Origin of the sequence: Catellatospora sp. NPDC049111 (genome assembly GCF_040648615.1) — a bacterium.
GTDB classification, from domain to species: Bacteria; Actinomycetota; Actinomycetes; order Mycobacteriales; family Micromonosporaceae; genus Catellatospora; species Catellatospora aurea.
Window position 1 is genome coordinate 22,016 of sequence record NZ_JBEZEB010000024.1, and the last position, 24,431, is coordinate 46,446.

Here is a 24,431-nt window from a genome sequence, read left to right on the forward strand (position 1 = left end):
GCTCCGCCGCGCTCACCGCAAACAGCGACGGGAGGTGAACCAAGCCCTCGCTTGTTCCCTCCCGCGGTTCCAGTCTAACCGGTGCCACCCCCATGGCGAATCGGCCCGAATGACGATCTTTGTGCGCTCAGCCGCACATATGCTCGTGAACTCCACCCCAGCCGCCACTCCAGGGGAGCACTGTGCCTGACGTCAGAACGCAGGAGATCGCCGCCGAGCAGCAGCTCGTCGACCGGGTCTACGACCGGACCGAGGCCATGCGCGCCCAGGCCCGGCAACTGGTCCGCGAGGGCCACGGTCGCGCCGCCGCCGGGCCCGCGGGCGGACTCGTGGAACGCGACGCGATGGTCCACCACGCGGCGGGCAAGCTGCGGGCGCTGGACGCCGAAGCCGAAGGGCTCGTGTTCGGCCGCCTCGACTTCGACGACGGCGAGACCTACCACATCGGCCGCCTCGGTGTCCGCGACGAGGACCGAGAGCCGCTGCTCATCGACTGGCGGGCCCCTGCCGCGGCGGCCTTCTACCGGGCCACACCCGGCGAACCGCTCGGCGTCGTCCGCCGCCGCGTCATCATCAGCCGCGGCCGCGAGGTCGTCGACCTCGACGACGACCTGCTGACCCCGGACGAGGCCGCGAACCTGCGCGTACTCGGCGAAGGATCACTGCTCGCGGCCCTGCAGCGGGCCCGCGGGCCGCAGATGCGTGACATCGTCACCACCATCCAGCGCGAGCAGGACGAGGCGATCCGCGCGCCCGCCCGCGGCGTCACCCTCATCAGCGGCGGGCCGGGCACCGGCAAGACGCAGGTCGCGCTGCACCGCGCCGCGTACCTGCTCTACACCGACCGGGGCCGGTTCGCCGACGGCCGGGTCCTGGTCGTCGGGCCCTCGACCGTCTTCACCAACTACATCAGCCGGGTCCTGCCCGCGCTCGGCGAGGACAGCATCCAGCTGCGCGCCCTCGGCGAGCTGGTCGAGGGCGTGAGCGCGGTCTGCCGCGACCCCGCGCCGGTCGCCGAGATCAAGGGCAGCACCCGGCTCATGGACGCGGTGCTGGCCGAGCTGATCTGGCAGACCCCACCGACCGCACCGGACCGGCTGAAACTGGTGTACGCGGGCCAGGTCCTGAGGCTCGGCCACGCTGAACTGGCCGCGGTGCGCGAGCGGGTCCGCGCCGCGGCCGCGGCCACCGGGACCCTGCCCAACAGCGCCCGCCCGCTCGCTGCGAAAGCGCTGCTGGAGGCGTCGTGGGCGGCGGTCGACGGCGACCACCTGGACCGTGACCTGTTCATCGACGACGTCGGCGACCGCCCGGAGTTCCGCGGCTTCCTCGTCGCCTGGTGGCCCCGGCTGAGCCCGCCGGACGTGCTGGCCTGGCTCGCCGACGCCGACCGGACCCGCGGCGTGCTCGGCGACGACGCGGCCGAGCTCCTCGCCGCCTCCTACCGTGGCGGCACGGACTGGTCGATCGACGACGTGCCGCTGCTCGACGAGCTGTCCGAGCTGCTCGGCGAGCCGCCGGCCGCCCCGGCCGCCCGCGTCGAACCCGCCCGGCTGCGCGAGCTGACCATGGGTCCGCAGCTGGTGGACACGTTCGTGCTCAGCCTCGGGCTGCACGACGGCTGGAGCCTGTACGCCCCCGGCCTGCCCACCCCGATGGCCGTCGCCGGGCAGTCGATCGACAACGACGCGATCGCCGCCGCGCAGCGCTGGGCCGCCGCCATCATCCTGCGCGAGGGCCACCAGGTCGTCAGCTGGATCGACGGGCACGACCCGTACGGCGAGGACGGTTACGTGCCCGTGCTGGCCGAGCCGCTGCCGGTTGCCGAGCCGGAGGACGAGGCGGCCACCTGGGACGATTACGCGCACGTGATCCTGGACGAGGCGCAGGACCTGTCGCCGATGGAGTGCCGGATGATCGCCCGCCGGGCCGCGTACGCGTCGATGACGATCGTCGGCGACCTCGGTCAGGCCACCCACCCACTGGCCGCTGCATCGTGGAAGGAGCTGCTCGCCCGGCTCGACCGGCGTGAGGCGCGGATGCTCGACCTGCGGACCGGATACCGGGTGCCGCAGACACTCGCCGATTTCGCGGCGCGGATGCTCGCCCCGGGCATCGCGCCGACGCGGTCGTACCGGCCCGGGGGAGAGCTGTCGGTGCGGCAGGTCGACGACCTGGCCACCGCCGTCCGTGACGCGGCCCGCAACGCGCCTGGCGACGGCAGCGTCGCGGTGGTCGCCGCCGACCACATGATCGCGGCGCTCGGCCCGCTCGCCGACGCGCCGCACGTCACCCTGGTCCCGGCGGGCCTGGTCAAGGGCCTCGAATACGACCATGTGATCGTCGTGGAGCCCGCCGAGATCGTGGCTGCCGAACCCCGCGGCCAGCAGCGGCTATATGTCGTGCTGACCCGCGCGGTCGCCCGGCTGGAGGTCGTGCACCGGTTGCCGCTGCCACCCGCCCTCGTGCCCTGAGCCGGCTCGGCTCGCGTAGCGGTGTCGGGCCGCGCGAAGGTCGGCTCGACGGCGGCTACATCTTTTTTGATGTGCCCACATCAAAAAAGATGTGGCCGCCCACACGCCATGGTGTCCCGATGCTGTGCGGCGGTGGCTGCGCTGGTGACGGCAGGTCCGCCGAGGCGACGGAGACCGCCAGTCCGCCGCCACGCCCGCCCTGGTCAAAGCCGGTCTGATGTTAGGAAGGGCACCTTCTATAACGCGGAGCGTTAAGAAGGTGCCCTTCCTTTGTTCGGGGCGTCAGTCGGTGCCGGATTCCATGGCGGCGTTGTCGAGCAGTTCGTCGTCGCCGGGGGCGTGGCCGCGGGAGGCGATCGTGTCGGCGCCGCCCTCGGGGAGGGCTCCGATGAGCTGGTGCGGGCCGGGCGGCACGGCGGCGGTGACCTGCAGGTGCGGGCCGCCGCCGACGATGCCGAGCTGGGCGTACTGCTCCAGTTTGGCGCGTGAGTCGGCGATGTCGAGGTTGCGCATGGTCAGCTGGCCGATGCGGTCGACGGGGCCGAACGCGGAGTCCTCGGTGCGCTCCATGGACAGCTTGTCCGGGTGGTAGCTCAGCGTGGGGCCGGTGGTGTCGAGGACCGAGTAGTCCTCGCCGCGCCGCAGCCGCAGGGTGACCTGGCCGGTGATCGCCGAGCCGACCCAGCGCTGCAGGGCCTCGCGCAGCATCAGCGACTGCGGGTCGAGCCAGCGGCCCTCGTAGAGCAGCCGGCCCAGGCGGCGGCCGTCGTTGTGGTACGCCGCGACGGTGTCCTCGTTGTGGATCGCGTTGACCAGCCGCTCGTACGCCGCGTGCAGCAGCGCCATGCCAGGGGCCTCGTAGATGCCCCGGCTCTTGGCCTCGATGATCCGGTTCTCGATCTGGTCGGACATGCCCAAGCCGTGCCGACCGCCGATCACGTTGGCCTCCATGACCAGGTCGACGGCGGAGCCGAACTCCTTGCCGTTGATGGTCACCGGCCGGCCCTGCTGGAAGCCGATGGTGACGTCCTCGGGCTCGATCTGCACCGAGCTGTCCCAGAACCGCACGCCCATGATCGGCTCGACGATCTCGATGCCGGTGTCGAGCCGCTCGAGGGACTTGGCCTCGTGGGTCGCGCCCCAGATGTTGGCGTCGGTGGAGTACGCCTTCTCGGTGCTGTCCCGGTAGGGCAGGTCACGGGCGAGCAGCCACTCGGACATCTCCTTGCGGCCACCGAGCTCGGTGACGAACTGGGCGTCCAGCCACGGCTTGTAGATCCGCAGTGACGGGTTGGCCAGCAGGCCGTAGCGGTAGAACCGCTCGATGTCGTTGCCCTTGAAGGTGGAGCCGTCGCCCCACACCTGCACGCCGTCCTCCAGCATGGCCCGCACCAGCAGGGTGCCGGTCACGGCGCGGCCGAGCGGGGTGGTGTTGAAGTAGGCGCGGCCGCCGGAGCGGATGTGGAACGCGCCGCAGGCCAGGGCGGCCAGGCCCTCCTCGACGAGAGCCGCGCGGCAGTCGACCAGCCGGGCGATCTGCGCGCCGTACGCGTGGGCGCGACCGGGAACCGACGCGATGTCCGGTTCATCATATTGGCCGATGTCTGCGGTATAGGTGCACGGAATGGCACCTTTTTCGCGCATCCACGCGACAGCAACGGAGGTGTCGAGCCCGCCGGAGAAGGCGATGCCGACGTGTTCACCGACAGGAAGGGACGTTAGGACCTTGGACACCTGCAAAGTATATGCACACGGCCGTATGACTATGCAAGTTGCGCGGGTGAGTGAGTCGCGGCACTCACCCATCCGGTTGACCTGGCCGGGAGCACACCCGGGCCGGTCTAGCCTGTGGTGGTGGCGATGTCGCAGGAACGGCTGACACTGCTCGACGGCAGCACCTTCTTCACCACGAACGGCCTCGGCGACACCGGCGGGCCCGACGACGGCCTCTACTTCGCCGACACCCGCCACCTGTCCACCTGGCGGCTGACTCTCAACGGTGCGGAGCTGCGCCTGCTCAGCTTCGACACGCCCCAGTACTACTCGGCGCGCATCCACACGACCCTGCCCAGCGCGAGCGTCGGGGTCAACCCGGCGCTGTCCGTCCGGCGTGACCGCATCGTGTCCACCGGCGTGCACGAGGACGTCATCGTGCAGAACTACGGCGACGAGGTGTGCGAGCTGGTCCTCGAACTGTCGCTGGACGCCGACTTCGCCGACATCTTCGAGGTCAAGGACGCGAAGATAGGCCCCCGCCAGGTGAACGCCACCGTCGCGGGCGACACGGTGACCTTCGCGTACCGCAATGGCGGCTTCACCCGGGCGACGACCGTCGTCTTCAGCGAGCCGGGCGAGCTGCGGCCGACGCGCATGCGGTGGGCGGTGCGGCTGCCCGCCCACGGCGAGTGGATGACGTGCATCGACGTGACCTGCTCCGACAACGACGGCGAGCACCCGCTGCGGGTCGGGCACGGCGGCTTCGGGCAACTGGAGCCGGACATGCCGCAGACCATGCAGCAGTGGCTGGACGCCGCCCCCGTCCTGCACACCACGTTCGACCCCGCCCGGCACGCGTACCGGCACGCCCTGATGGACCTGGCCGCGCTGCGCTTCCGCCCGCTGAAGGGCAGCGCGCACTCGGTCCCGGCGGCCGGCGCGCCCTGGTTCATGGCGCTGTTCGGCCGGGACAGCCTGATCACCGCGTACCAGGCGCTGCCGTTCCATCCCCGGCTGGCCCGCACGACCCTGCAGGCGCTGTCCATGGTCCAGGCCAAGGAGAGTGACGACTTCCGCGACGCCGACCCGGGCAAGATCCCGCACGAGCTGCGCCACGGCGAGCTGACCTTCACCGGCCGCACCCCGCACAGCCCGTACTACGGCACCCACGACGCGACGCTGCTGTTCCTCATCCTGCTCGACGAGTACGAGCGGTGGACCGCCGACACCACCCTGGTCCGGCAGCTCGAACCGGCGGCTCGCGCGGCGGTGGGCTGGATGCGCGGCCCGGCCGACCCCGACGGCGACGGCTACCTGGAGTACCGGACGCGGTCCCCGCAGGGCCTGGTCAACCAGTGCTGGAAGGACTCCTGGAACTCGATCATGTTCGCCGACGGGCGGATCGCGACCCCGCCCATCGCCACCTGCGAGATCCAGGGGTACGCCTACGACGCCCGGATCCGCACCGCGCGCCTGGCCCGGGAACTGTGGCACGACCCCGACCTGGCCGAGCAGCTCGAAAAGGAGGCGGCCGCGCTGCGGCAGCGGTTCAACAACGACTTCTGGCACGCCGAGCGTGGCCACTTCGTGCTGGCCCTCGACGGCGACAAGCGCCAGGTCGACGCGGCCACCTCGAACATCGGGCACCTGTTGTGGAGCGGCATCGTCGACGACGAGCACGCCGAAGCGACCGTCGCGCTGCTGCTCGATCCGCGGATGTCGTCGGGCTGGGGCGTGCGGACCATGTCCAGCGCCGACCACGGCTACAACCCGATCGAGTACCACGACGGCACCGTCTGGCCGCACGACACCGCGATCATCGCCGAGGGCCTGCGCCGGTACGGCCGCCGCCAGGAGGCCGTCGAACTCGCGGTCAAACTGCTCGAAGCCGCGGCCGCGTTCGGATACCGGCTGCCCGAGGTCTTCGCGGGTTTCGACCGTGAGGGCAACAAGCCGGTGGAGTACCCGACACCCTCCTCGCCGCAGGCCTGGTCGGCGGGCTCGGTGCTGCTGGTGCTGCGCACCCTGTTCGGCCTCGACGTGCAGGACGGCACCCTGCGCTGGGCCGAGCGCCCCGCCGCCTTCGACGGCCCCATGCGCCTGGACAACGTCCTGGTCCGTGGCCACCGCCACACCATCGACCTATGACGCCCCGCCGGTCGGCCATGGGCCGGTGAGGTCGGTGGCGACGTCGTGGAGCAGGTGGAGGAAGGTCGCGACCATGGGGGTGGCGGTGTGGTCGGACAGGGTCACGGTGTACAGGTCGCGGGCCAGGCCCGGCGAGGCGAGTTCGCGGTGCGCGGTGCCCGGAAGGCGGGTCAGGGCCAGGCGCGACACCAGGGCGACGCCGACGCCGGTCGCCACGAACGCCTGGGCGACGTCGTACGACTCGGTCTCGAACCGGATGCGGGGCGTGAACCCCGCCGCCGCGGCGGCCCGGTCGAACTGGGCGCGTGCCGCGTGACCCGCCCGGATGGTCACCCAGGCCTCGTCGCGCAGCCCGCCCAGCTCGATGGCGGCGTCCGTCTCCCGAGCCAGCGCGTGGTCGTCCGGCAGCACGATCACCATCGGGTCCGTCAGCAGCGGATGCAGCCGGACGTGCTCAGGCGGCACCGGCGGCCGGTCCCACGCCGCGATGACCGCCACGTCCAGCTCGCCCGTGGCGACCGCGGGCACGCCCCGGTCGGACGTGATGTCCATGATCGACAGATCGGTGGCCGGATACCGGTGCCGCAGCGCCGTGAGCGCGGGCGGAAGCACGTGCAGCGCGGCGGCCTGGAACGCGCCGATGCGCAGCCGCAGCGACAGCCGCCCCAGCAGGCCGTCCAGTTCGTGCGCGGCCGCCGTGGTCTGCTCGTCGATGACGCGGCCGTGCCCGGCCAGTGCCTGCCCGGCCTCGGTCAGCGTGGCACCCCGCGCCCCGCGGCGCACCAGCGCCGTACGGCAGTCCCGCTCCGCCCTGGCGACCTGCTGCGTCACCGCGGCCGGGGTGATGCCGAGCGCGTGCGCCGCCGCCGCGAGCGACCCGTGCCGCTCGATCAAGGCGAGGAGCCGCAGAGCCTCCGGACCCAGAAGCATTCACTGATCTTAAGCCAGCACACCTGATCTTTAACTTCTCTGCATGCCGGTTCGCGGCCATCCTGGAGCCATGCCCACCAACGTCGCCCTGTTCGTCGGCACCACCTGGCTGCTGGCCATGCTGCCCGGCGCCGGACAGGCGCTCATGCTGCGCCAGACCCTGCACGGTGGACCGCGCCTGGCCTGGGCCAGCATCGCGGGCACCTGCACCGGCCTGCTCGTCTGGACGGTCGCCGCCGCGGCGGGGCTGTCGGCCGTTCTGCTCGCCAACCCCGACGCGTACACCCTGCTACGGCTCGCGGGCGGCGTCGTGCTCGCCCTGCTCGGCATCAGCACTCTGCTCTCCCTGCGCCGTCGGCCGACCGATCTCGGGTCGCCGCCGGAGCGGGGCTCGCGCGGCCGCTGGGGCGCGTACACCGCCGGGCTGGCCACCAACCTCGGGAACCCGAAGGCGGGCGTCTTCGCGATCTCGCTGCTGCCGCAGTTCGTCACCCAGGACGGCCCGGTGTTCGCCTCCAGCGTCGCGCTCGGCGCGCTCTGGGCCCTGGTCACCGCCGCCTGGTACGTGCTGTTCACCTGGGCGGTGAACCGCGGCCGCACCCTGGTGTCCCGGCCCGCCGTCCACCGCAGACTGCAGCTGCTCACCGGCGGCACCCTCGTCTGCCTCGGCGCCGCCGTGGCCCTGGGCTGGTGAACCCGGCGGCAGGGTGAGCCGCGCCGGGAACGCGGACGTGCGCCACGCCTAAGATCACCTGATGTTCCAGCCGACGTACCCGCTGCGCACCGCACGGCTCACGCTGCGCCCGATGGTGCCGGGCGACCTCGACGACGTGTACGCCTGGCAGAGCCGGCCCGACGTCGTGCGCTGGATGCTCGGCGCGGGACCGCGCACCCGGGAACAGTCCCAAGCGTCGGTGACCGCGATGGTGGCCGAGGACGCGCTGCGCGCCGAGGGCGACTGCCTGACCCTGGCCGTCGTCGCCGAGGCCAGGGTGATCGGAACCGTGGAACTGGTCTGGCGCAGCCAGGCCGACCGCACGGCCGAACTCGGGTACGTCTTCCACCCCGACCACGGGGGCCGCGGGCTGGCCACCGAAGCCGCCCGAGCGCTGCTGGACTGGGCGTTCGGCGAATTCGGCCTGCACCGGGTCTACGCCCGCTGCCACGCCCGCAACGAGGCGTCGGCCCGGTTGATGGCGCGGCTCGGCATGCGCCAGGAGGCGCGCCACGTCGAGAGTTACCTGTTCCGCGGCGAGTGGGCCGACCAGCTCGTCTTCGCCGTCCTGGACCGCGAGTGGCGGTCGGCCGAGGGCTGACCTCCGCCGTCCGGGTGGCGTGCCTGTCGGAATGGCGTCGAGCCGTTGGCGGGCGCTTCGCGCCGGTGCCACAGTGCGTTGGCCCGCGGCGGTGTTCGCCCCGGGTGTCGCGGCACGGTGGAGGAACAGTGAGTTTGACCAAGGACGACGGTCCGGCGCCCGCCGGGTTCACCGCCGCTCTGGAGGCGGGCGGGTACGGGCTGCCCGACCCGTCGACGGCCGGGCACGGGCACGCGCACGGCGTCGACGGGGTGTCGACGTCGGTGCGCACGGCGGTGCACCGGGGGCGGGAGATCCGCATCGAGACCACATACAAGATCACTATTGACGGCAAGCCGCTGGAAGGTGGCCTGGAGGTCCTCGACAACGGCGCGGTGCACTATCACGGGCTGCCGCAGTACGCCCTGCCGTCGGCGATCGACATGTGCAAGCGGGTGCTGGACTACTTCGGCACCGAGCCGCCGGCCGTCGACGAGCTCGGCTGCCTGACCGGCGAGCACGGCGAGCACTGCGGCAACGGCACCACCTGCTGCGTGCCCGACCAGGACCACCAGCACGGCACGGACCACGAGCACGGGACGAGCCACCAGCACGGTGAGCACCAGCACGGTGAGCCCGAGGCGCCGCGGCCGGTCCCCGCGCAGCCGCAACCGCACGACCACGACCAGCACCAGCACCACGGGGAGGGGCACCGGTGACCGCCGTCCGCGCCGACATCCAGACCTCCGACGCCGCCCGTGAACGATTCCTGGCCGGTGTCGTCGCCCTCAACGCCGAACAGTCGGGCTACACGACCTCGCAGCTCAACCAGCTCCTGTCCCCGTCCCTGCCGGGCTTTCGGCTGTACGGCGTGGACCAGCCGCTGACGACCTGGGACCTGTTCGTGCTGTGGCACTTCGTGGCGATGCAGATGCCGAGCAGCCCGCAGCGCCCGATGCGCAACCTGGCTCACGGCGGCCCGATCTTCCTGCCCTGGCACCGTTTGTTCCTGCTGCGCCTGGAGCAGCAGATCCAGCGGGTCACCGGCGACCCCGAGGCCGGCCTGCCGTACTGGGACTGGACCGTCGACGGCGGTCTGCCCGCCGACCAGCAGCACACCAGCTCGCTGTGGGGCGCGGCGGCGCTGGGCGACGCGCGCGGCGACGTGGTCAGCGGCCCCCTCGCGGCGATGCGCGTGCGCCTGATGGGCTACGGCACGCAGTTGTGGTCGGTCGCGCCGCGTCCGCTGCAGCGCAACGCGGGCACCGACACCGACGTGCCGGGCCTGCCGACGGCCGAGGACGCCAAGTGGGCGCTCGAAGAAGGGCTCGGCTACGACAGCGCGCCCTGGGACGTCAGCTCCGACGGCTTCCGCAACCGGGTGGAGGGCTGGATCGACCCGCGCCGGATCGGCCAGGCCGGCAGCCCGCAGATGCACAACCGGGTGCACGTGTGGGTCGGCGGCGACATGGGTCCGGGCAGCTCGCCCAACGACCCGCTGTTCTACCTCAACCACTGCAACGTGGACCGGCTGTGGGAGGCGTGGCTCACTCGCGGTGGGCGCGTCTACTCCCCGGGCGACGGCGACGACCAGCGGCCCAGCGGGCAGGGGCCCGACGACACCATGGTCACGCTGCTCGGCGAGCCGCTTACCCCGTCCCAGGTGCTGGACGCGTCCGCCTGGTACAGCTACGACTCGATCGCCTAGGAAAAGCGCGACGGCGCGGCCGACCAGGCCGCGCCGTCGCACGTCGTCGGCTCAGGCGAAGGAGAACAGGGGCGGGAACACCAGCACCACGATCCAGGCCCAGGCCGCGTACACCACCAGGTAGCGGGTCTGCCAGCGCTCCAGCCGGCCGAACGGCAGCTGGCCGCGCACGAAGCCCAGGAACAGCCACGCCGACCAGGACAGGTTCGCCAGCAGGACGAGGTTCTCGCCCAGCGCGGCGGTCTTGTTGGCGGTGAAGCCGAACTCGGTGATCCGGCCCGTGATCGCGGCCAGCACCAGGACGTCGATGACGAGCGCGGTGACCACCAGCGCGAGCTGCACCTTGTCGAAGACGCCGGCCGGGGCGGCCGGGTCGCGGGCCGAGATGGCGTACAGCAGCAGGCCGAGCACGACGACCAGCAGCAGGTCGAAGATGATGAGCACGTCGCGCTCGACGTCGATGCCGCTGCTCGACCAGACGATCGCGCCGAGCAGCACCACCAGGGTGACCGTGAACAGCGGGGTGAACACCCGGGTCAGCACGGGCGCCATGTTCTCGATGACGCTCTGCTTCGCCTCCACCAGCCAGGCCGCGACCACGACCGCGGCCATCGCGCCGCAGGGCACCAGCCAGGTGCCGACGAACGTCTCGGCGTCCAGGCCGATGGCCGAGAACGTGCCGACGGTGAACGCGGTCAGCACGCCGCCGCCGAGGGCGATCAGCACGAAGTAGATGAACCACTCGCCGGTGAACCGGATGAAGTCCATCCGCCGCCGGTCGTTGAGCCAGTCGCCGCCGGTGTAGGCGACCCCCACCACGAGCCACAGCGCGATCGGCAGGTGGATCGCGCTGAGCACGATGGTCTGCGAGTCCTCCGCCATCGGGAACGCGTTGGCCGCCACCGCGCCGACGGCGAACAGCGCCGCCAGCACGCCGATCACGGCCGGTGCCAGCCGCCGCCGCCAGGCGAAGTAGGCCGCCAGCGGGGCGAGCGCGAACAGGCCGAGGTTGCGTGCGTAGAAGGTGCTGCCGCCTTCCATGCTCACCCCGAACAGCGCCGGGGCCTTGATGCCGAGCGCCGCCACCGCCGCGAACGCGATCATGATGAACAGCTCGCGCCGGTTGCCGCTGCTGGGTGCGGCGGCGTCGTCGCCGGTGAGCACGAGCTGCTTCCACAGCCGCTCGGAGTGCTCCCGGGCGAACTCCCGGGACAGCTCGTCGAGGCTGCCCATGCGCTTGACGGCGATGAGGAACGCCTCGTCGGGGTGCAGGCCCGCCTCGGTCAGCTCGGTGATCCGGTCGCGGAGGTGGTCCTCCAGCTCCTCGGCGTCGGTGGAGTGCAGTTCCCGCCGGCGGCGCATGTACGCGCGCCACTCGGCGATCTGCTGTTCGAGTTCGTTGCCGCTGTCCACCGTCATCCGGCCACGCCCCAGGCCGGGGCGGGGATGGGGCGCAGCGACGCCCCGGCGTTCCAGACACCCCGCAGGGTCTCCACGACCGCGGCCCACTGGCGGCGCTGCTCCGCCAGCTCCTTCAGGCCCTGGTCGGTGATGCGGTAGTACTTGCGCCGCCGCCCCTCGATCGGGGTGTGCCAGGTCGCCTCGACGTGGCCGAGCCGCTCCAGCCGGTGCAGCAGCGGGTAGAGCAGGCCGTCGGTCCATTCGAGCTGTCCGCCGGACAGCTCGTTGACCTGTTTGAGGATCGCGTAGCCGTAGCTCTCGCCCTCTGCCAGGATGCCCAGCACGAGGGGGGTTGCCGAGGCCGCGACGAGATCTTTCGTGATGTGCACGAGGACACCGCCCTATACCTTGAACTGCTATGCATCTTAGTTCTAGGTATCACGGCGGCGCAACGTCGCCCGGCGGCCCGTGATCATGGTGTGGCAGGCTGGGCGGGTGCAGCAGGATCCACTCACCTCGGCCCAGCGGCTGGCGAACCTCGGCGACCACGCGGGCGCGCTCCGCTTCGCCCGCGAGCTGGAGACGCTGTACGCGGGCGAAGGCGACGACGGCGCGACCATGCTCGTCTGGGTCCGCCTGTGCATGGCCCGCTGGCTGGCCGTGCAGGAGGAGCCGGACCGGCCCGCGGCCCTGCGCACGCTCGACGAGGCCGAGCAGACCTGGCGCTCGCCGGTCGTCCAGGGCTCGGAGATGGTGCATGTGCTCGGCGCGGAACTGATGTCGCTGCGCAGCTTCGTGCTGCGCCAGCTCGGGCACGCCGCCGAGAGCCTCGCGGCGGGGGAGCAGGCCCTGGACCTGTTCGCCGAGCTGGAGCAGACCGCGCCGGAGGTGCTGTCCGCCGTGGGCCGGGTGCCGCTGCTGCTCAACCGGGGCGCCGCGCTCGCCGACCTCGGCCGCACCGCCGCGTCCCTCGCGCCGCTGACCGAAGCCCTCGACGTGCTGCGCACGACCGCTCCGGACAGCCACCGCGAGATCGAGATCGAGCTGCTCGTGCTGCAGGGCACGTCGCTCACCCTGCTCGGCCGCTTCGCCGACGCCGCGGCCGCCGAGACGGAGGCGATCGCGTTGGCCCGTACGCAGACCGGCCGGGCCGCCCGGCACCTGCTCGCCACCGCGCTGGCCAACCACGCCACCACGCTGACCCGCACCCGCCGGCTCGACGAGGCACTCGCCACGGTCGAGGAGTCCGAAGACGTGCTGCGGGAGACCGACGGCGAACCGGCGACCGCCGTGCAGCGCCGCCGCTGGGCGATGCCGCTGTCCACCGAGGCCGAGATCCTGCTGGCGCAGGGCCGCCGGGAGGAGGCCGCACGGACCGCGCGCCGGGCCGAACCGATCCTTCGCGAGTACGCCGAGCAGGCGCCGCTGCTGGTCGAGGGCTCACTGGCCAACGTCTGCCTGCTCATCGGCGACGCCGAGGACGACCCTGGTTACGCCGCCGAGGCCTTCGAGCGCCTGGACCGGCTCAACGAGCAGTTCCCGGGCCGGTACGAGTACTGGTGGCGGCGCGCCGCCGACCTCGTCGCCCGGCTGCGCGGGGCGTGAGCCGCGCCGAGGCGCGACGGTCCGTGAGCCGTAGCGCCCCGGCGGATCACTCCGGTCAACCCGCGGCGCAGGAGACCGTCGGCCAGGTGTAGTTGCCGTTGTGCTGGATGGTGACGCCCCAGTTGTTGCCGCTGCCGTTGGGTCTGGCGACAAGCTGCTGAGCGGTCGGATAGCTCGCGCTGATGTTCCAGGTGGCGAGCACCTTCGCCGGGGACGGCACGTTCATCGTCACGGTCCAGTTGGTGGCCCCGCTGACGGCGACGTTCAGGTTGTAGCGGTCGCTCCACTGCTGGCCCGCGGACAGCGTCGCGGTGCAACCGCCACCGCCGCCTCCACCGCCACCGCCGCCTCCACCGCCGGAGGAGCCCAGCGTGATGTTGGAGCTGCCGCTGCTCTGGTAGCCCTCCGTCGCCAGGATCATGTAGTCGTGGCTGCCGAGGCTCATGCCCTTGCTCGCCCACGCGTCGAAGTGGTTGCCGGAGGTGATGGTGCCGCCGGTCTTCTTCGACTGCCGGACGCTCCAGTACTGGTTGAACGTCCTGGTGCCCTCGATGGACGGCGCGTTGTAGCGGGTCGTCTGGTAGATGTCGTAGGTGCCGCCGTCGCTGGTGACGGTGCCCTTGTACGTGCCGGTGGGCCGGTAGGTGCCCCAGTTGTCGACGATGTAGTACTCGACCAGCGGGTTGCGGGTCCAGCCGTAGAGCGTCAGGTACGCGTTGCCGGACGGGTTGAAGCTGCCCGAGTAGGTCACGGACCGGCGGCCGCCGGTGCTCCAGCCCTTGCCGGCGACGAAGTTGCCGGTGTTGCTCCACGAGGTGCTGTAGTTGCCGCCAGAGCCGAGCTCCATGGACACGGTGCCCTGGCTGTCTGTCCAGAACGAGTAGAAGTAGCCGTTGTTGGTGCCGGTCTGGTTCGAGGTCACGGCCGCGTTCGCGGCGCCGGGCAGCATCGTCGAGGCGGCGACCATCGCTGCCACGCAGGCAGTGCCGAGCAGCAGCCTGGCGCGGCGGCGGCGGTTCGGGGGAGCGGGTGCGTTCATGGGGGTGCTTCCTCCTCGTGAGGTTCCGACGGGACGGTTCGGGTCACCCGGGATCGACTGTGTTGGGCTCCGTCGATGGCGCAAGTATTCGTTCGACGTCGATGGACTGTCAACGACTTCCGGAAACTATCGGTTGCCACGCGGTGGCTGCGAATCTGGCTCGCTGCGCAGATATTGACCTATGGAATCCAGGCGCGCATGCTGTCAGGCGACGCCGAATGGCCATGACCGACACCCACGCGTCGGCGAAAGTTTCGGAGCGCTTCCGGCGCATGGGACGCTGGTGCCCGGCATTGCCGCGTGGCAAAGGGGTGGCGAGGCGCCGGTCCCGAGGGCAGACTGCTCGCCATGATCGAGTTGCGGGTGCTGGCTCCGGACGACTGGCCGATCTGGCGGGAGCTGCGGCTCGCCGCGCTGGCCGAGGCGCCGTACGCCTTCGGGTCCCGGCTGGCGGACTGGCAGGGCGATGGTGATCGTGATGAGCGGTGGCGCGGCCGGCTGGAGATTCCCGGCTCGTACAACCTGGTCGCGCTGCTCGACGGCCGCTCGGCCGGCATGGCCAGCGGCGTGCCGACCGAGGACCGGGGCGTGGTCGAACTGATCTCGATGTGGGTGCACCCGGACGCCCGTGGACGCGGCGTCGGGGACCAGCTGCTGGCGGCGGTGGAGCAGTGGGCCCGGCAGGTGCGCGCCGAGGTTCTGAAGCTGGCCGTGGCCGAGGGCAACGACTCCGCCACCGGGCTCTACCGGCGCCACGGCTTCCAGCTCACCGCCGAGGTCGGTGACCTGATGCCCGACGGCGTACGCCGCGAGCAGATCATGGCTAAGGAACTGGGGACCTCGGTCAGCTGACGGGTGCCGAACCCGGTTGCCCTGCCCGCGCGTCCCGTGATCGGATGGCGGCAGCATCGCGTGCCGGTGGCGGACTGCGCCAGGCATGGAGGTGTGGAATCGAAGGGACCGGCCCCGGTGGCTTCCCCTGCCGGCGACCGTGCGGTCGCCTTGAGCACCCAGCTCGCGCAAGCGCATCAGGAACTGCGGCGGCGCATCCACGAGATCAGATCGGGCATCACCCGCCGCGCTGTGGGCCATGACGCGCTCGTCACCCACTGCCTGGCGTTCTGCGCCGCGTTGACCTCGCACCACCAGGGCGAGGACGCCGGGATGTTCGCCGAGCTGCTTCGCGAACGCCCTGACCTGGCCCCGACGATCGCCAAACTCGTCGAGGACCACGGTCTGATCACGTCGATCCTGTCCCGGGTGGCCGAACTCGCCGGGTCGCGCGACGGCACGCTGGAGGAGGTCGGCCGCGAGCTCGACGGCCTGGTGGCGATCATGGAATCTCACTTCAACTACGAGGAACGGGTGATCGCCGCGGCGATCGACGCGGGCGTGGCCGACACCGGCTGGTCGGGCATGGTGTTCCGGTTCCGCGACCACGTCTGACGTGCCGGGGTGCGGCGCGGGCCGCACCCCGGCACCGGGTCAGGACGCGTCGCGGGTACGCGCGGCGTGCAGCGCGCCGGTCCACCACAGCAGGTCGTCGGTGAGCAGTTTCAGGAACGGCTCGGCCGGGGCGAACACCGCCGTGTCGGTAGGGTCGGCCTGGTCGCGGGCAGGCAGGTAGATCTCGGGCGCGATGTGCACCGCGTGGCGCAGCGGGGCCATCTCGAACTCGACGGTGACCTGGCGCAGCTGCTCGATCGCCCGCGCTCCGCCGACGCCGCCCCAGCCGACGAAGCCGGCCGGCTTGCGGTGCCATTCGGCGTACGTCCAGTCCAGGGCGTTCTTGAGCACCGCGGAGTAGCCGTGGTTGTACTCGGCGGTCAGGAAGATGTAGCCGTCGGCGCGGTCCACCGTCCGGCCGAACCGTGCCACCGCCTCGTCGGTGTACTGCCGAGGGGTCCACATGGGGGCGGCCCCGTCGAAGAACGGCAGGGGATGGTCGCGCAGGTCGACCAGCTCGAACGCGACCCCCTCGTACTGCCGGGCGAAGTCCAGCACCCAGTGGGCGATCCGCTCGCTGAACCGTCCCTCGCGGGTCGTTCCGTTGATGACCTGGATGAGCATGTGTTGTCCCTTCGTGGCCTCGCGGCATTTGATCACCGCGTTTCCCAGCTTGGCCGGGGTCGGCACGAGTGGGCAAAACTCGGGTTAGCTACTTACCATGGGTAAGTGACTATGAAGCTCTCCGCCTACGTGCCCGACCACCACGACGCCAGCGACGCCGCCTGCCGGGGCTTCCAACCGGTCCTCGAACTGCTGGGCCGCCGGTGGGTCGGCATGATCATGCTCGCCGGGCGGCGCGGGGCACGCCGGTTCGGGCACTACCGCGCCTTCGCCGACGGCATCTCCGACCGCGTGCTGACCCAGCGCCTGCGCGAACTCGAACAGCACGGACTTGTCGAGCGGCAGGTCATTCCCAGCACTCCGGTGCAGATCCTGTACACGCCCACGGCCCGCGGCGTCGAGCTGATGGACGCGCTGCAGCCGCTGTTCGACTGGACCGCCCGCAACCCGGGCGTGTTCACACACCAGGAGTGACCGTCAGGCGGCCGCCTGCTTGACCACCTCGACCACCAGGTGCTTGGTGACCGGCTGTTCGCTCTGGCTGCTCATGTCGGCGAGGCCGCACAGCACGTTCAGTTCCGGCATGTAGCCGGCCGCGTTGCCCGGTGGGACCATGTACTCGACCGCCCGGTAGCCGTACAGGGTGCGCCGGGTGCCGTCCTTGGAGAAGCTGGTCACGTCGATCAGGTCGAAGTCGGACAGGCCCCGTTCGCGCATGTCGTCGGCGTTCATGAAGATGACCGTGCGCATGCCCTTGACGCCGCGGTAGCGGTCGTCGTTGGAGTAGATGCTGGTGTTGAACTGGTCGTGCGAGCGCACCGTGGTCAGCATCAGCCGGCCCTCGCCGGGGTCGACGTCGTCGGGCAGCGGCCCGGACCAGAACTCGGCCCGCCCCGACGGCGTCAGGAACGTCCGCTCGCGGGCCGGCTGGGCGAGCCGGAACCCGTGCGGGCGGCGGGCCTTGGCGTTGAAGTCCTCGAACCCGGGCAGCACCTGTGCCATGGTGTCGCGGATGCGGTCGTAGTCGTCCACATAGTCCTGCCAGGGCGTACGGCTGTCGGGCAGGGTGGCGCCGGCCATGCCGCCGAGGATCGAGCACTCCGAGCGCAGGTGCGGTGAGGCCGGGTCCTTCATCCCGTACGAGATGTGCACCATCGCCATCGAGTCCTCGACGGTGACGCCCTGCTCCCCGGCGGCCTGCTCGTCGCGTTCGGACCGGCCGAGGCACGGCAGGATCAGGGCGCGCCGCCCGTGCACCACGTGGCTGCGGTTGAGTTTGGTGCTCACCTGCACGGTCAGGTCGCAGTTGCGCATCGCCTCGAAGGTGCGCGGCAGGTCGGGCGCGGCCAGCACGAAGTTGCCGCCCAGGGCGACGAACACCTTCACCTCGCGGCGCTGCATCGCCTCGATCGCCGCCACGGTGCCCAGGCCGTGCTCGCGCGGCGGGTCGATCCCGCACACCTGCGCCAGCTTGTCCAGGAACGCCGGGGTCGGCCGGTGGTCGATGCCGCAGGTCCGGTTGCCCTGCACGTTGCTGTGCCCGCGGACCGGCGCGGGACCGGCCCCCGGGCGGCCGATGTTGCCGCGCATCAGCAGCACGTTCATGATCTCCCGCACGGTGTCCACGCCGTGCTCGTGCTGGGTCAGCCCGAGGCACCACGCGATGATGACGCGCTGCGAGGCCAGGTAGGACGCGGCCAGGGCCCGGATGTCGGCCTCGGCGATGCCCGAGCCCTGCACGAGGTCGGCCCACGGCGTCGCCGCGACGACCGCGCGGTACTGATCGAAGCCGGACGTGTGCGTGTCGATGAAGTCCCGGTCGAGCGCGGCCGGGTCGCGGTCGGCGGCTTCGAGCACCGCCTTGGCCACCCCGCGCATCAGGGCCAGGTCGCCGCCGATGCGGACCTGGACGTTGCGGGTGCCGGTGCGGGTGGTGCGGAAGGTGGCCATGTCGACGAATTCGTGCGGCACGATGGTGCGCCGCGAGGCCGCCTCGATCAGCGGGTTGATGTGCACCAGCGCCGCGCCGCGCCGGTCGGCCTCGGCGAGCCAGGTGAGCATGCGGGGCGCGTTGCTGGCCGCGTTGTCGCCCATCAGCCAGATCGCGTCGGCCTGCTCCCAGTCCTCCAGGTCGGTGGTGCCCTTGCCGGAGCCGATGGCCGCGGTCAGCGCCCGGCCGCTGGCCTCGTGGCACATGTTCGAGCAGTCCGGCAGGTTGTTCGTGCCGAACTCACGTACCCACAGCTGGTAGAGGAACGTGGCCTCGTTGCTCAGCCGCCCGGAGGTGTAGAACGCCGCCTCGTGCGGGCTGCCCAGGCCGCGCAGAGTGGTGCCGACCAGGGCGAACGCGTCCTCCCAGGAGATCGGCACGTAGTGGTCGGTGTCCGGGTCGTAGGCCATCGGCTCGGCCAGCCGGCCGACCGCCTCCAGGTCGTAGTCGGTCCACGTGGCCAGCTCGGCGACGGTGTGCGCGGCGAAGAAGCCGCGGTCGGCCCGGGGCGGTGTCATCTCCCAGGTGACGTGTTTGACGCCGTTCTCGCAGATGTCCAGCCGCAGGCCGGTCGGGTCGTCGGGCCAGGCGCAGCCGGGGCAGTCGAACCCGCCGTCCTCCTGGTTCATCACCAGCAGCGCCCGGATGCCCTCCACCGGCTCCGGGCTGCCCAGCAGGACCTTGCCGACGCTGCGCGCCGCGCCCCAACCGGCTGCCGGGTGGTGGTATTCGTGCCGCGAGTGGTCGCCGTCGGGCATCGGGCCGCGGCCCAGCGCGGCCGCGCCGGGCACCGCGCCCATCATCAGCTGTTCGGTGTCGGCTGCCGGGTCGGGTGACGGTGCCATCGGATCCGCCTTCCTGGCGCCTGCCGGAACCGGTCGGCGCCGGAGGTCGTGCATGACTCGGACCGCCGGATCGCGACGCCTCCACGGGGCAGCGACCGGCGCAGATGGAGATCACTTTATGCCTGCCGGCCCGGCCTGGGGCGAGTTCGGCCAAACCGCGCGGCCCGCACCGGCCGCGGCCGCCCTAAAGTGTGACGAATGGAGCTGACAGGGGAGTACGTACCCGGGACCTGGGACATGTCGGTCAAGCAGGTCGAGACCTACGAGTCGAGCGGTGGCACGAAGGGCACCACGATCATGGGCAAGCCCGTGGTCATCGTGACGATGCGCGGCGCGAGGTCCGGGAAGATCCGCAAGACCCCGCTGATGCGGGTCGAGCACGGAGGCAGCTACGCCATCGTGGCGTCGGTCGGTGGGCGGCCGAGCAACCCCGACTGGTACCACAACATCGTCGCCGACCCCGAGGTGATGCTGCAGGACGGGCCGGACCGCCGGGCGTACACGGCGCACCTGGCCACCGGTGACGAGCGTCGCGTGTGGTGGGACCGGGCCGTCGCGGCGTTCCCGACCTACACCGACTACCAGCGCAAGGTCACCCGCGAGATCCCGGTGTTCGTGCTCGACCCGGCCTGAGCGTACGCCCTCCGGGACCGCGCCCCGCCCGACGAGCCTCTAATATGGAGCCTTTGTCGGGCCGGGGTCGCCCACCGGCACGGAGGGGGCGTGATCGGGGAATGTCCGCCGAGCAACGGCTGCACGCGAGCGTGGTGTCGATCGATCTCCCGAACGGCCACCCGGTCGGCGCGGGCTTCGTGGCCGCGCCCGACCTGGTCTGCACCGCCGCACACGTGCTCACCAAGTTGCTGGCTCGCGGCTCCGCGGAGCCCGGCGTGGGCACGCGGATCGAGGTCCGCTTCCGGGCCACCGGCACCACCGGCACGGCCGTCGTCGAGGTGTGGCGGCCCGCGCGGGAGGCCGACATCGCCGTGCTGCGGCTGGCCGAGCCCGCGCCCGACGGGGTGCGCCCGGTCCGCCTCGTGGACGAGCCCGACGCCTGGGGGCACCGGTGCCGGATGTTCGGCTTCCCGGAGCACCACCCGGACGGCGTGTGGGCCGTGGGCACGATGCACGGCCGGCAGGGTTCGGGCTGGCTGCAGATCGACGACGACCGCAACGCCGGCTTCTGGGCCACGCAGGGCTTCAGCGGCGGCCCCGTCTGGGATGACGACCGCCAGGCCGTGACCGGCATGATCGTCGCGACGGAGGCGCTGGCCGGGCGGCGTACGGCGTACGCCCAGCCCGCGGCCGCGCTGCTCGCCGCGGCACCGGAGCTGGCCGGCTGGGCCGAACCGCCGGGCCGGTGGGACGACAGCCCGTTCCGCGGCCTGGAGCCGTTCCGCGAGCAGGACGCCCCGCTCTACTTCGGACGCGCCACCGAGGCGGCCGAGCTGGCCGAGACCGTGTGGCGGGAGCCGTTCACGGTGCTCAACGGCGCGTCCGGCACCGGCAAGTCGTCGCTGCTGTCCGCCGGGGTGCTGCCCCGGCTGCGGGAACGGCCCGCCGTCATCGTCGGCCTGCGGGTCGCCGCCGGGGTCACCGCCGAGAGCGTGCTCACCCGTGCGCTTTCGCAGGCGTTCGACCTGCCCGACGCCACTCCCGCAGAGATCGCCGCCGAACTACGGGCCGGCCGGATCGGCGACCTCGTCGTCCGAGCCCTCGATCAGGCGTACGCGCAGCGGCTCGTCATCGTCGTCGACCAGCTCGAAGAACTGGTCGGCCACGACCCCGCGCAGGCCACCGAACTGTTCACGCTGCTGCGGGCGCTGTGGGAACCGACCCGCACCGTGCGGGTCATCGTCACGCTGCGCTCGGACTTCCTGGACCAGGCCGCGGCGCTGTCCGGGCTCGGTCCGGCGTGGACGCACGCGATCACCTACCTCGCCCCGCTGACCGGCGACGCGCTGCGCGAAGCGGTCGAGGGGCCGCTCGCGGCGGCGGACCGCGCTGCCGAGCCGCGGCTGGTGGACCGCATCCTCACCGACGCCGGCGCGACCGCCGGTGCGCTGCCGATGGTCGAGTTCCTGCTCGAACGCCTGTGGCGGTCCGAACCGGGCGACGTGCTCACCCACGAGACGTACGACGCGCTCGGCGGTGTCGGCGGCGTCATCGCGGGCTACGCCGAGGAGGTGCTGCGCGAACGCGTTCCGAAGGCCGAGCTGCCCGCGGTGCGCTCGCTGATGCTGCGCCTGGTGCAGCCGACCGCCGCCGGGACCGCGCTGCGGCGTCCCGTGCGCGCCCAGGACCTGACCGCGCCGATGCTGGCCGTCGCGCGGGAACTGGCCGCCGCCCGGCTCGTCGTCACCTCGCAGGACCGCGACACGGGGGCGGTCACCTACGAGCTGACCCACGACGCGCTGACCCGCCGCTGGCAGCGCCTGGAGGACTGGCTGAAGGAGTCGGCCGAGTTCTGGCAGTGGTACGAGACCCTGCGCATCAGCCGCGAGCAGCAGGAACCGCTGCGCGGAGCCCGGCTGGAGGCGGCCCGTGACTGGCTGCGCAGCAACGGTGACGACCTCACCCAGGACGACCGGGACTTCATCCTGGCCAGCCGGCAGCGCAGCCGCCGGTTCGCCTGGGCGTGGCGGTCGGCCGCCGGCGCGCTGGTGGTGCTGCTGCTGGCGACCGGCGGGTTCGCGATCCTGCTGCAGGACAGCAACGCTGACCTGATGGAGCAGCTGCGCGAGGCGAGTGCCCGCGTGCAGGCGGCGGACGCGGCGCGATACCTGTCCGTCGACCCCGACAAGGCGGCGCTGACCGCGCTGACCGCCTACCAGAGCAAGGCGCTGCCCGAATCGGCCAGCGCCCTCTTCCAGGTGTACGCGCAGTTCAATCAGGTCAAGCGGATCCTGCCCGACACCGCCGACGTGCAGGCCGTCGCGGTCATGTCCGACCCGCCCGCGCTGGTGACGGCCGGTCCGGACCTGCGCCGGTGGCGGCTGGACGGCCCCGGTCGGCCCGTCTTGGAGCAGTTGGCCGACCGGGCCAAGAGCGTCATCGCCGACCGGTCGGGCACCCGGCTCGCCTACATCGGCGCGAACACGGTGACTGCGGTCCAGCCGGATGGGCAGCGCTTGACCCGCAAGTTCACCCACCAGATCAACCTGGAGCGGTTCGACCCGTCCGGGCAGGCGCTGCTGCTGCGCGTCCAGCCCCGGTCGGAGGACCCCATCCGAGCCGTGATCTGGGATCTGGGCACCGACACCGACATCGAGCTGCCGCAGACCGGCGTGAGCGCCGCCTGGTTCGGTCCGGACGCCGGAACCGTGCTCGTCAAACTGGAGTCCGGCGACACCGAGGTCTGGGACGTCAAGGCCCGCCGCGCCGTCGAGAAGATCACCGACGACGTGGTGGGCGTCAGCCCGGACGGCACCCGGCTGGTGCGCTGCCCGAAGTCCACCAGCAGAGCACCGATGCGCCTGTACGGACTGCCCGGACTGCGCCCGGCCGGTGAGCTCACCACCTCGTGCCTGGGCGCGTTCGGCAACCAGCTCGGGTTCGACCCCGCCGGCAAGATCCTGCTGGGAATGCCCTGGGATGTCAGCTCCGCGAGCCGGCAGCGGATCCAGGTCGTACTGACCGCGACCGGTGAGGCGACCACGCTGGGGCTGCCACTGCTCGGCGCCGTGGACTTCGGCAACCGGGTCGTGCCTGTCGCCGTCCCGCACGACGGGGGCTGGTTGGTCGCCTACGCCGGAGACGGCGGCGTGGTGCTCGCCGACGTGGCCCGCAGCAGCCTCACGCAGCTCGGCGCCGACCTGACGGCCTACGACGCCGAGCCGGTGGACCTGATCGGGCCGCTCGCCGTGGCCCGCTTGGCCCGCCCGGCGCGGCTGTGGGACCTGGCATCCGGACGTCGGATCACCGGTGTGCTGCCGGACCGGGAGCGGGTGCTGATCGCCGACGACCGCTACCTGTTCACCACGGACGCCACCCGCACCACCTTGTCCCTGCGGGACCTGGCCGACCCGAGCCGGGTCCGGCACGAGCTGGCCTTGCCGCCCAGCCCCAGCCTGTCGCCGGCGGCTGACGGAAACGGACCGGGTTGGGCGTGCATCGTCCGCACGGACAGCATGCTGGTCCACTTCAACGGCAGCGTGATCCGCCGCTGGGAGTATCCGAGCCTGCGCCCGCTGGAGCCGGTCACACCGACCCCAGATGACGGCGTCGACCCACGGGCGCGGTTCGGCACCTGTGCGTACGACGCCGAAAAGCAGCTGTTGGCGGTGAACACCACCGGGCCGTACATCTCGGTGTGGAACGCGGACACTGGCGATCCGGTGCACGTGTTCACGGTCGACGGGGTGCAGATCGTCCGGCAGATCGCGTTTGGCCGGGGCAGTGACCTCATCGCGGTGCTCGGCGAGCGCGGGCAGGTCGGGGTCGTCGACCCCGTTCGGGAAACCGAGGTGTCGAAGGTGACAGCACCCGAGAACACGCTGGTCGACGCGTGCTGCCGGATCCAGTCGCTGCACGATGGCCTGATCTACCTGCAGAGCGGCGAGCAGTTCCTGGTCTGGGCGACGGCAGAGGCGACCGTGCGGTTCACGCTGGTGCTGCCCAGGTCCAACGACTTCCAGGGGCTGGAGCGCAGCAGCATCGACGGGGTCGGCACCACCCTGACGGTCAGCGGCACCGAGTTCGGCGTGCAGCGCTTCGCACTCGATCCGGAGGTGTGGCGCGGACACCTGTGTGATCTGGTCGGCCGCGGACTGACCGACGACGAGCGGGCCAAGGCCGTCACCCACCCCGACGACGGGGACATCTGCCCCGGCTGGAAAGGCTGACCATGCAACCGCTGATCGAAGTGACCCTGGAGGACGGCACCCGGCTGCTGGTCGAGCCGAGCGACGGCGAGCGCGACGAGCTGGTCGAGGCCGGGGTCGGCGACCACATCACCACCGCGCGGGACAGTTTCCAGACCATGATGAGCCGGCTGCGCCCGGTCATCCAGACGGTGACAGACCAGGTCAGCTCGCTGCCCCGGCGGCCGGACAAGTTCACCGTCGAGATCGGCATCAAGATCACGGCCGAGTCCGGCGTGGTGATCGCCAAAGCCGCCAGCGAGGGCCACCTCACCCTCACCATGGAGTGGTCCGGCCCGGAGCGCGGCCAGGTCCCGGGTCCGCGGCAGCCGGGGGAGTGACCGTGGA

General features: G+C 71.7%; 20 protein-coding genes. 13 read left to right on the plus strand and 7 right to left on the minus strand.

Going from position 1 to position 24,431, the window contains the following annotated elements; translation table 11 throughout:
- Positions 1 to 182 precede the first annotated feature (182 nt).
- Positions 183 to 2,474 carry a UvrD-helicase domain-containing protein gene (locus tag AB0B66_RS27475; protein WP_360535330.1) on the plus strand — a complete coding sequence of 764 codons (2,292 nt, stop codon included), beginning with the start codon at positions 183 to 185 and terminating at the stop codon, positions 2,472 to 2,474.
- 282 nt (positions 2,475 to 2,756) lie between these two features.
- Here AB0B66_RS27475 and argG read toward each other — a convergent pair whose 3' ends face one another.
- Positions 2,757 to 4,208: an argininosuccinate synthase gene (gene argG / locus AB0B66_RS27480; RefSeq protein ID WP_360535331.1), complete on the minus strand. Its 1,452-nt coding sequence runs from the start codon at positions 4,206 to 4,208 to the stop codon at positions 2,757 to 2,759.
- A 126-nt stretch (positions 4,209 to 4,334) separates the two neighbouring features.
- Here argG and AB0B66_RS27485 point away from each other — a divergent pair, with 126 nt between their 5' ends.
- The gene (locus tag AB0B66_RS27485) at positions 4,335 to 6,338 is read left to right on the plus strand and encodes a glycogen debranching N-terminal domain-containing protein (protein ID WP_360535468.1); all 2,004 of its coding nucleotides are present in this window, start codon (positions 4,335 to 4,337) and stop codon (positions 6,336 to 6,338) included.
- Here the strand turns inward: AB0B66_RS27485 and AB0B66_RS27490 are convergent.
- Entirely contained in the window at positions 6,333 to 7,268 is a 936-nt protein-coding gene (locus tag AB0B66_RS27490; RefSeq protein ID WP_360535333.1) for a LysR substrate-binding domain-containing protein, read from the minus strand. The genes AB0B66_RS27485 and AB0B66_RS27490 overlap by 6 nt on opposite strands.
- Positions 7,269 to 7,338: 70 nt before the next feature.
- Between AB0B66_RS27490 and AB0B66_RS27495 the strand changes: the two genes are divergently transcribed.
- The 4 genes from AB0B66_RS27495 to AB0B66_RS27510 all read left to right on the plus strand — a co-directional run bounded on the left by AB0B66_RS27495 (position 7,339) and on the right by AB0B66_RS27510 (position 10,271).
- Positions 7,339 to 7,962: a LysE family translocator gene (locus AB0B66_RS27495; RefSeq protein ID WP_360535335.1), complete on the plus strand. Its 624-nt coding sequence runs from the start codon at positions 7,339 to 7,341 to the stop codon at positions 7,960 to 7,962.
- A 61-nt stretch (positions 7,963 to 8,023) separates the two neighbouring features.
- On the plus strand, positions 8,024 to 8,584 hold the full coding sequence (locus tag AB0B66_RS27500) for a GNAT family N-acetyltransferase (RefSeq protein ID WP_360535337.1): 561 nt from the start codon (positions 8,024 to 8,026) through the stop codon (positions 8,582 to 8,584).
- Between the two features lie 128 nt (positions 8,585 to 8,712).
- On the plus strand, positions 8,713 to 9,282 hold the full coding sequence (locus AB0B66_RS27505; RefSeq protein WP_360535339.1) for a hypothetical protein: 570 nt from the start codon (positions 8,713 to 8,715) through the stop codon (positions 9,280 to 9,282).
- The gene (locus tag AB0B66_RS27510; protein ID WP_360535340.1) at positions 9,279 to 10,271 is read left to right on the plus strand and encodes a tyrosinase family protein; all 993 of its coding nucleotides are present in this window, start codon (positions 9,279 to 9,281) and stop codon (positions 10,269 to 10,271) included. The genes AB0B66_RS27505 and AB0B66_RS27510 overlap by 4 nt, the downstream gene beginning before the upstream one ends.
- Before the next feature lie 51 nt (positions 10,272 to 10,322).
- Here AB0B66_RS27510 and AB0B66_RS27515 read toward each other — a convergent pair whose 3' ends face one another.
- Both AB0B66_RS27515 and AB0B66_RS27520 read right to left on the minus strand, forming a co-directional pair.
- A complete protein-coding gene (locus tag AB0B66_RS27515) occupies positions 10,323 to 11,690 on the minus strand; it encodes a permease prefix domain 1-containing protein (protein WP_360535342.1) in 1,368 nt (455 codons plus the stop codon).
- Positions 11,687 to 12,061 (minus strand): PadR family transcriptional regulator, encoded by a 375-nt coding sequence (locus AB0B66_RS27520; protein WP_360535344.1) that lies wholly within the window; start codon positions 12,059 to 12,061, stop codon positions 11,687 to 11,689. The genes AB0B66_RS27515 and AB0B66_RS27520 overlap by 4 nt, the downstream gene beginning before the upstream one ends.
- Positions 12,062 to 12,167: 106 nt before the next feature.
- Here AB0B66_RS27520 and AB0B66_RS27525 point away from each other — a divergent pair, with 106 nt between their 5' ends.
- Positions 12,168 to 13,277: a hypothetical protein gene (locus AB0B66_RS27525; RefSeq protein WP_360535346.1), complete on the plus strand. Its 1,110-nt coding sequence runs from the start codon at positions 12,168 to 12,170 to the stop codon at positions 13,275 to 13,277.
- A 55-nt stretch (positions 13,278 to 13,332) separates the two neighbouring features.
- Here AB0B66_RS27525 and AB0B66_RS27530 read toward each other — a convergent pair whose 3' ends face one another.
- Positions 13,333 to 14,316 (minus strand): glycoside hydrolase family 11 protein, encoded by a 984-nt coding sequence (locus tag AB0B66_RS27530; protein ID WP_360535348.1) that lies wholly within the window; start codon positions 14,314 to 14,316, stop codon positions 13,333 to 13,335.
- A 348-nt stretch (positions 14,317 to 14,664) separates the two neighbouring features.
- Between AB0B66_RS27530 and AB0B66_RS27535 the strand changes: the two genes are divergently transcribed.
- Complete coding sequence (locus AB0B66_RS27535) at positions 14,665 to 15,168, plus strand: GNAT family N-acetyltransferase (RefSeq protein ID WP_360535350.1); 504 nt, start codon at positions 14,665 to 14,667, stop codon at positions 15,166 to 15,168.
- A 117-nt stretch (positions 15,169 to 15,285) separates the two neighbouring features.
- The gene (locus tag AB0B66_RS27540) at positions 15,286 to 15,762 is read left to right on the plus strand and encodes a hemerythrin domain-containing protein (protein WP_360535352.1); all 477 of its coding nucleotides are present in this window, start codon (positions 15,286 to 15,288) and stop codon (positions 15,760 to 15,762) included.
- Positions 15,763 to 15,801: 39 nt separating this feature from the next.
- Here AB0B66_RS27540 and AB0B66_RS27545 read toward each other — a convergent pair whose 3' ends face one another.
- The gene (locus AB0B66_RS27545) at positions 15,802 to 16,386 is read right to left on the minus strand and encodes an NAD(P)H-dependent oxidoreductase (RefSeq protein WP_360535354.1); all 585 of its coding nucleotides are present in this window, start codon (positions 16,384 to 16,386) and stop codon (positions 15,802 to 15,804) included.
- 111 nt (positions 16,387 to 16,497) lie between these two features.
- On the opposite strand from AB0B66_RS27545, the gene AB0B66_RS27550 reads away from it, so the two are divergent.
- On the plus strand, positions 16,498 to 16,860 hold the full coding sequence (locus AB0B66_RS27550; RefSeq protein ID WP_360535470.1) for a helix-turn-helix domain-containing protein: 363 nt from the start codon (positions 16,498 to 16,500) through the stop codon (positions 16,858 to 16,860).
- Between the two features lie 3 nt (positions 16,861 to 16,863).
- On the opposite strand, the gene AB0B66_RS27555 is transcribed toward AB0B66_RS27550, so the two are convergent.
- Complete coding sequence (locus AB0B66_RS27555) at positions 16,864 to 19,221, minus strand: FdhF/YdeP family oxidoreductase (protein ID WP_360535356.1); 2,358 nt, start codon at positions 19,219 to 19,221, stop codon at positions 16,864 to 16,866.
- A gap of 198 nt (positions 19,222 to 19,419) precedes the next feature.
- Here AB0B66_RS27555 and AB0B66_RS27560 point away from each other — a divergent pair, with 198 nt between their 5' ends.
- The 3 genes from AB0B66_RS27560 to AB0B66_RS27570 all read left to right on the plus strand — a co-directional run bounded on the left by AB0B66_RS27560 (position 19,420) and on the right by AB0B66_RS27570 (position 24,424).
- Positions 19,420 to 19,854, plus strand: a complete 435-nt coding sequence (locus AB0B66_RS27560; RefSeq protein ID WP_360535358.1) for a nitroreductase family deazaflavin-dependent oxidoreductase — start codon at positions 19,420 to 19,422, stop codon at positions 19,852 to 19,854.
- A 101-nt stretch (positions 19,855 to 19,955) separates the two neighbouring features.
- Positions 19,956 to 24,065 (plus strand): trypsin-like peptidase domain-containing protein, encoded by a 4,110-nt coding sequence (locus AB0B66_RS27565; protein WP_360535360.1) that lies wholly within the window; start codon positions 19,956 to 19,958, stop codon positions 24,063 to 24,065.
- Between the two features lie 2 nt (positions 24,066 to 24,067).
- Positions 24,068 to 24,424 (plus strand): CU044_2847 family protein, encoded by a 357-nt coding sequence (locus AB0B66_RS27570; protein ID WP_360535362.1) that lies wholly within the window; start codon positions 24,068 to 24,070, stop codon positions 24,422 to 24,424.
- Positions 24,425 to 24,431 lie beyond the last annotated feature (7 nt).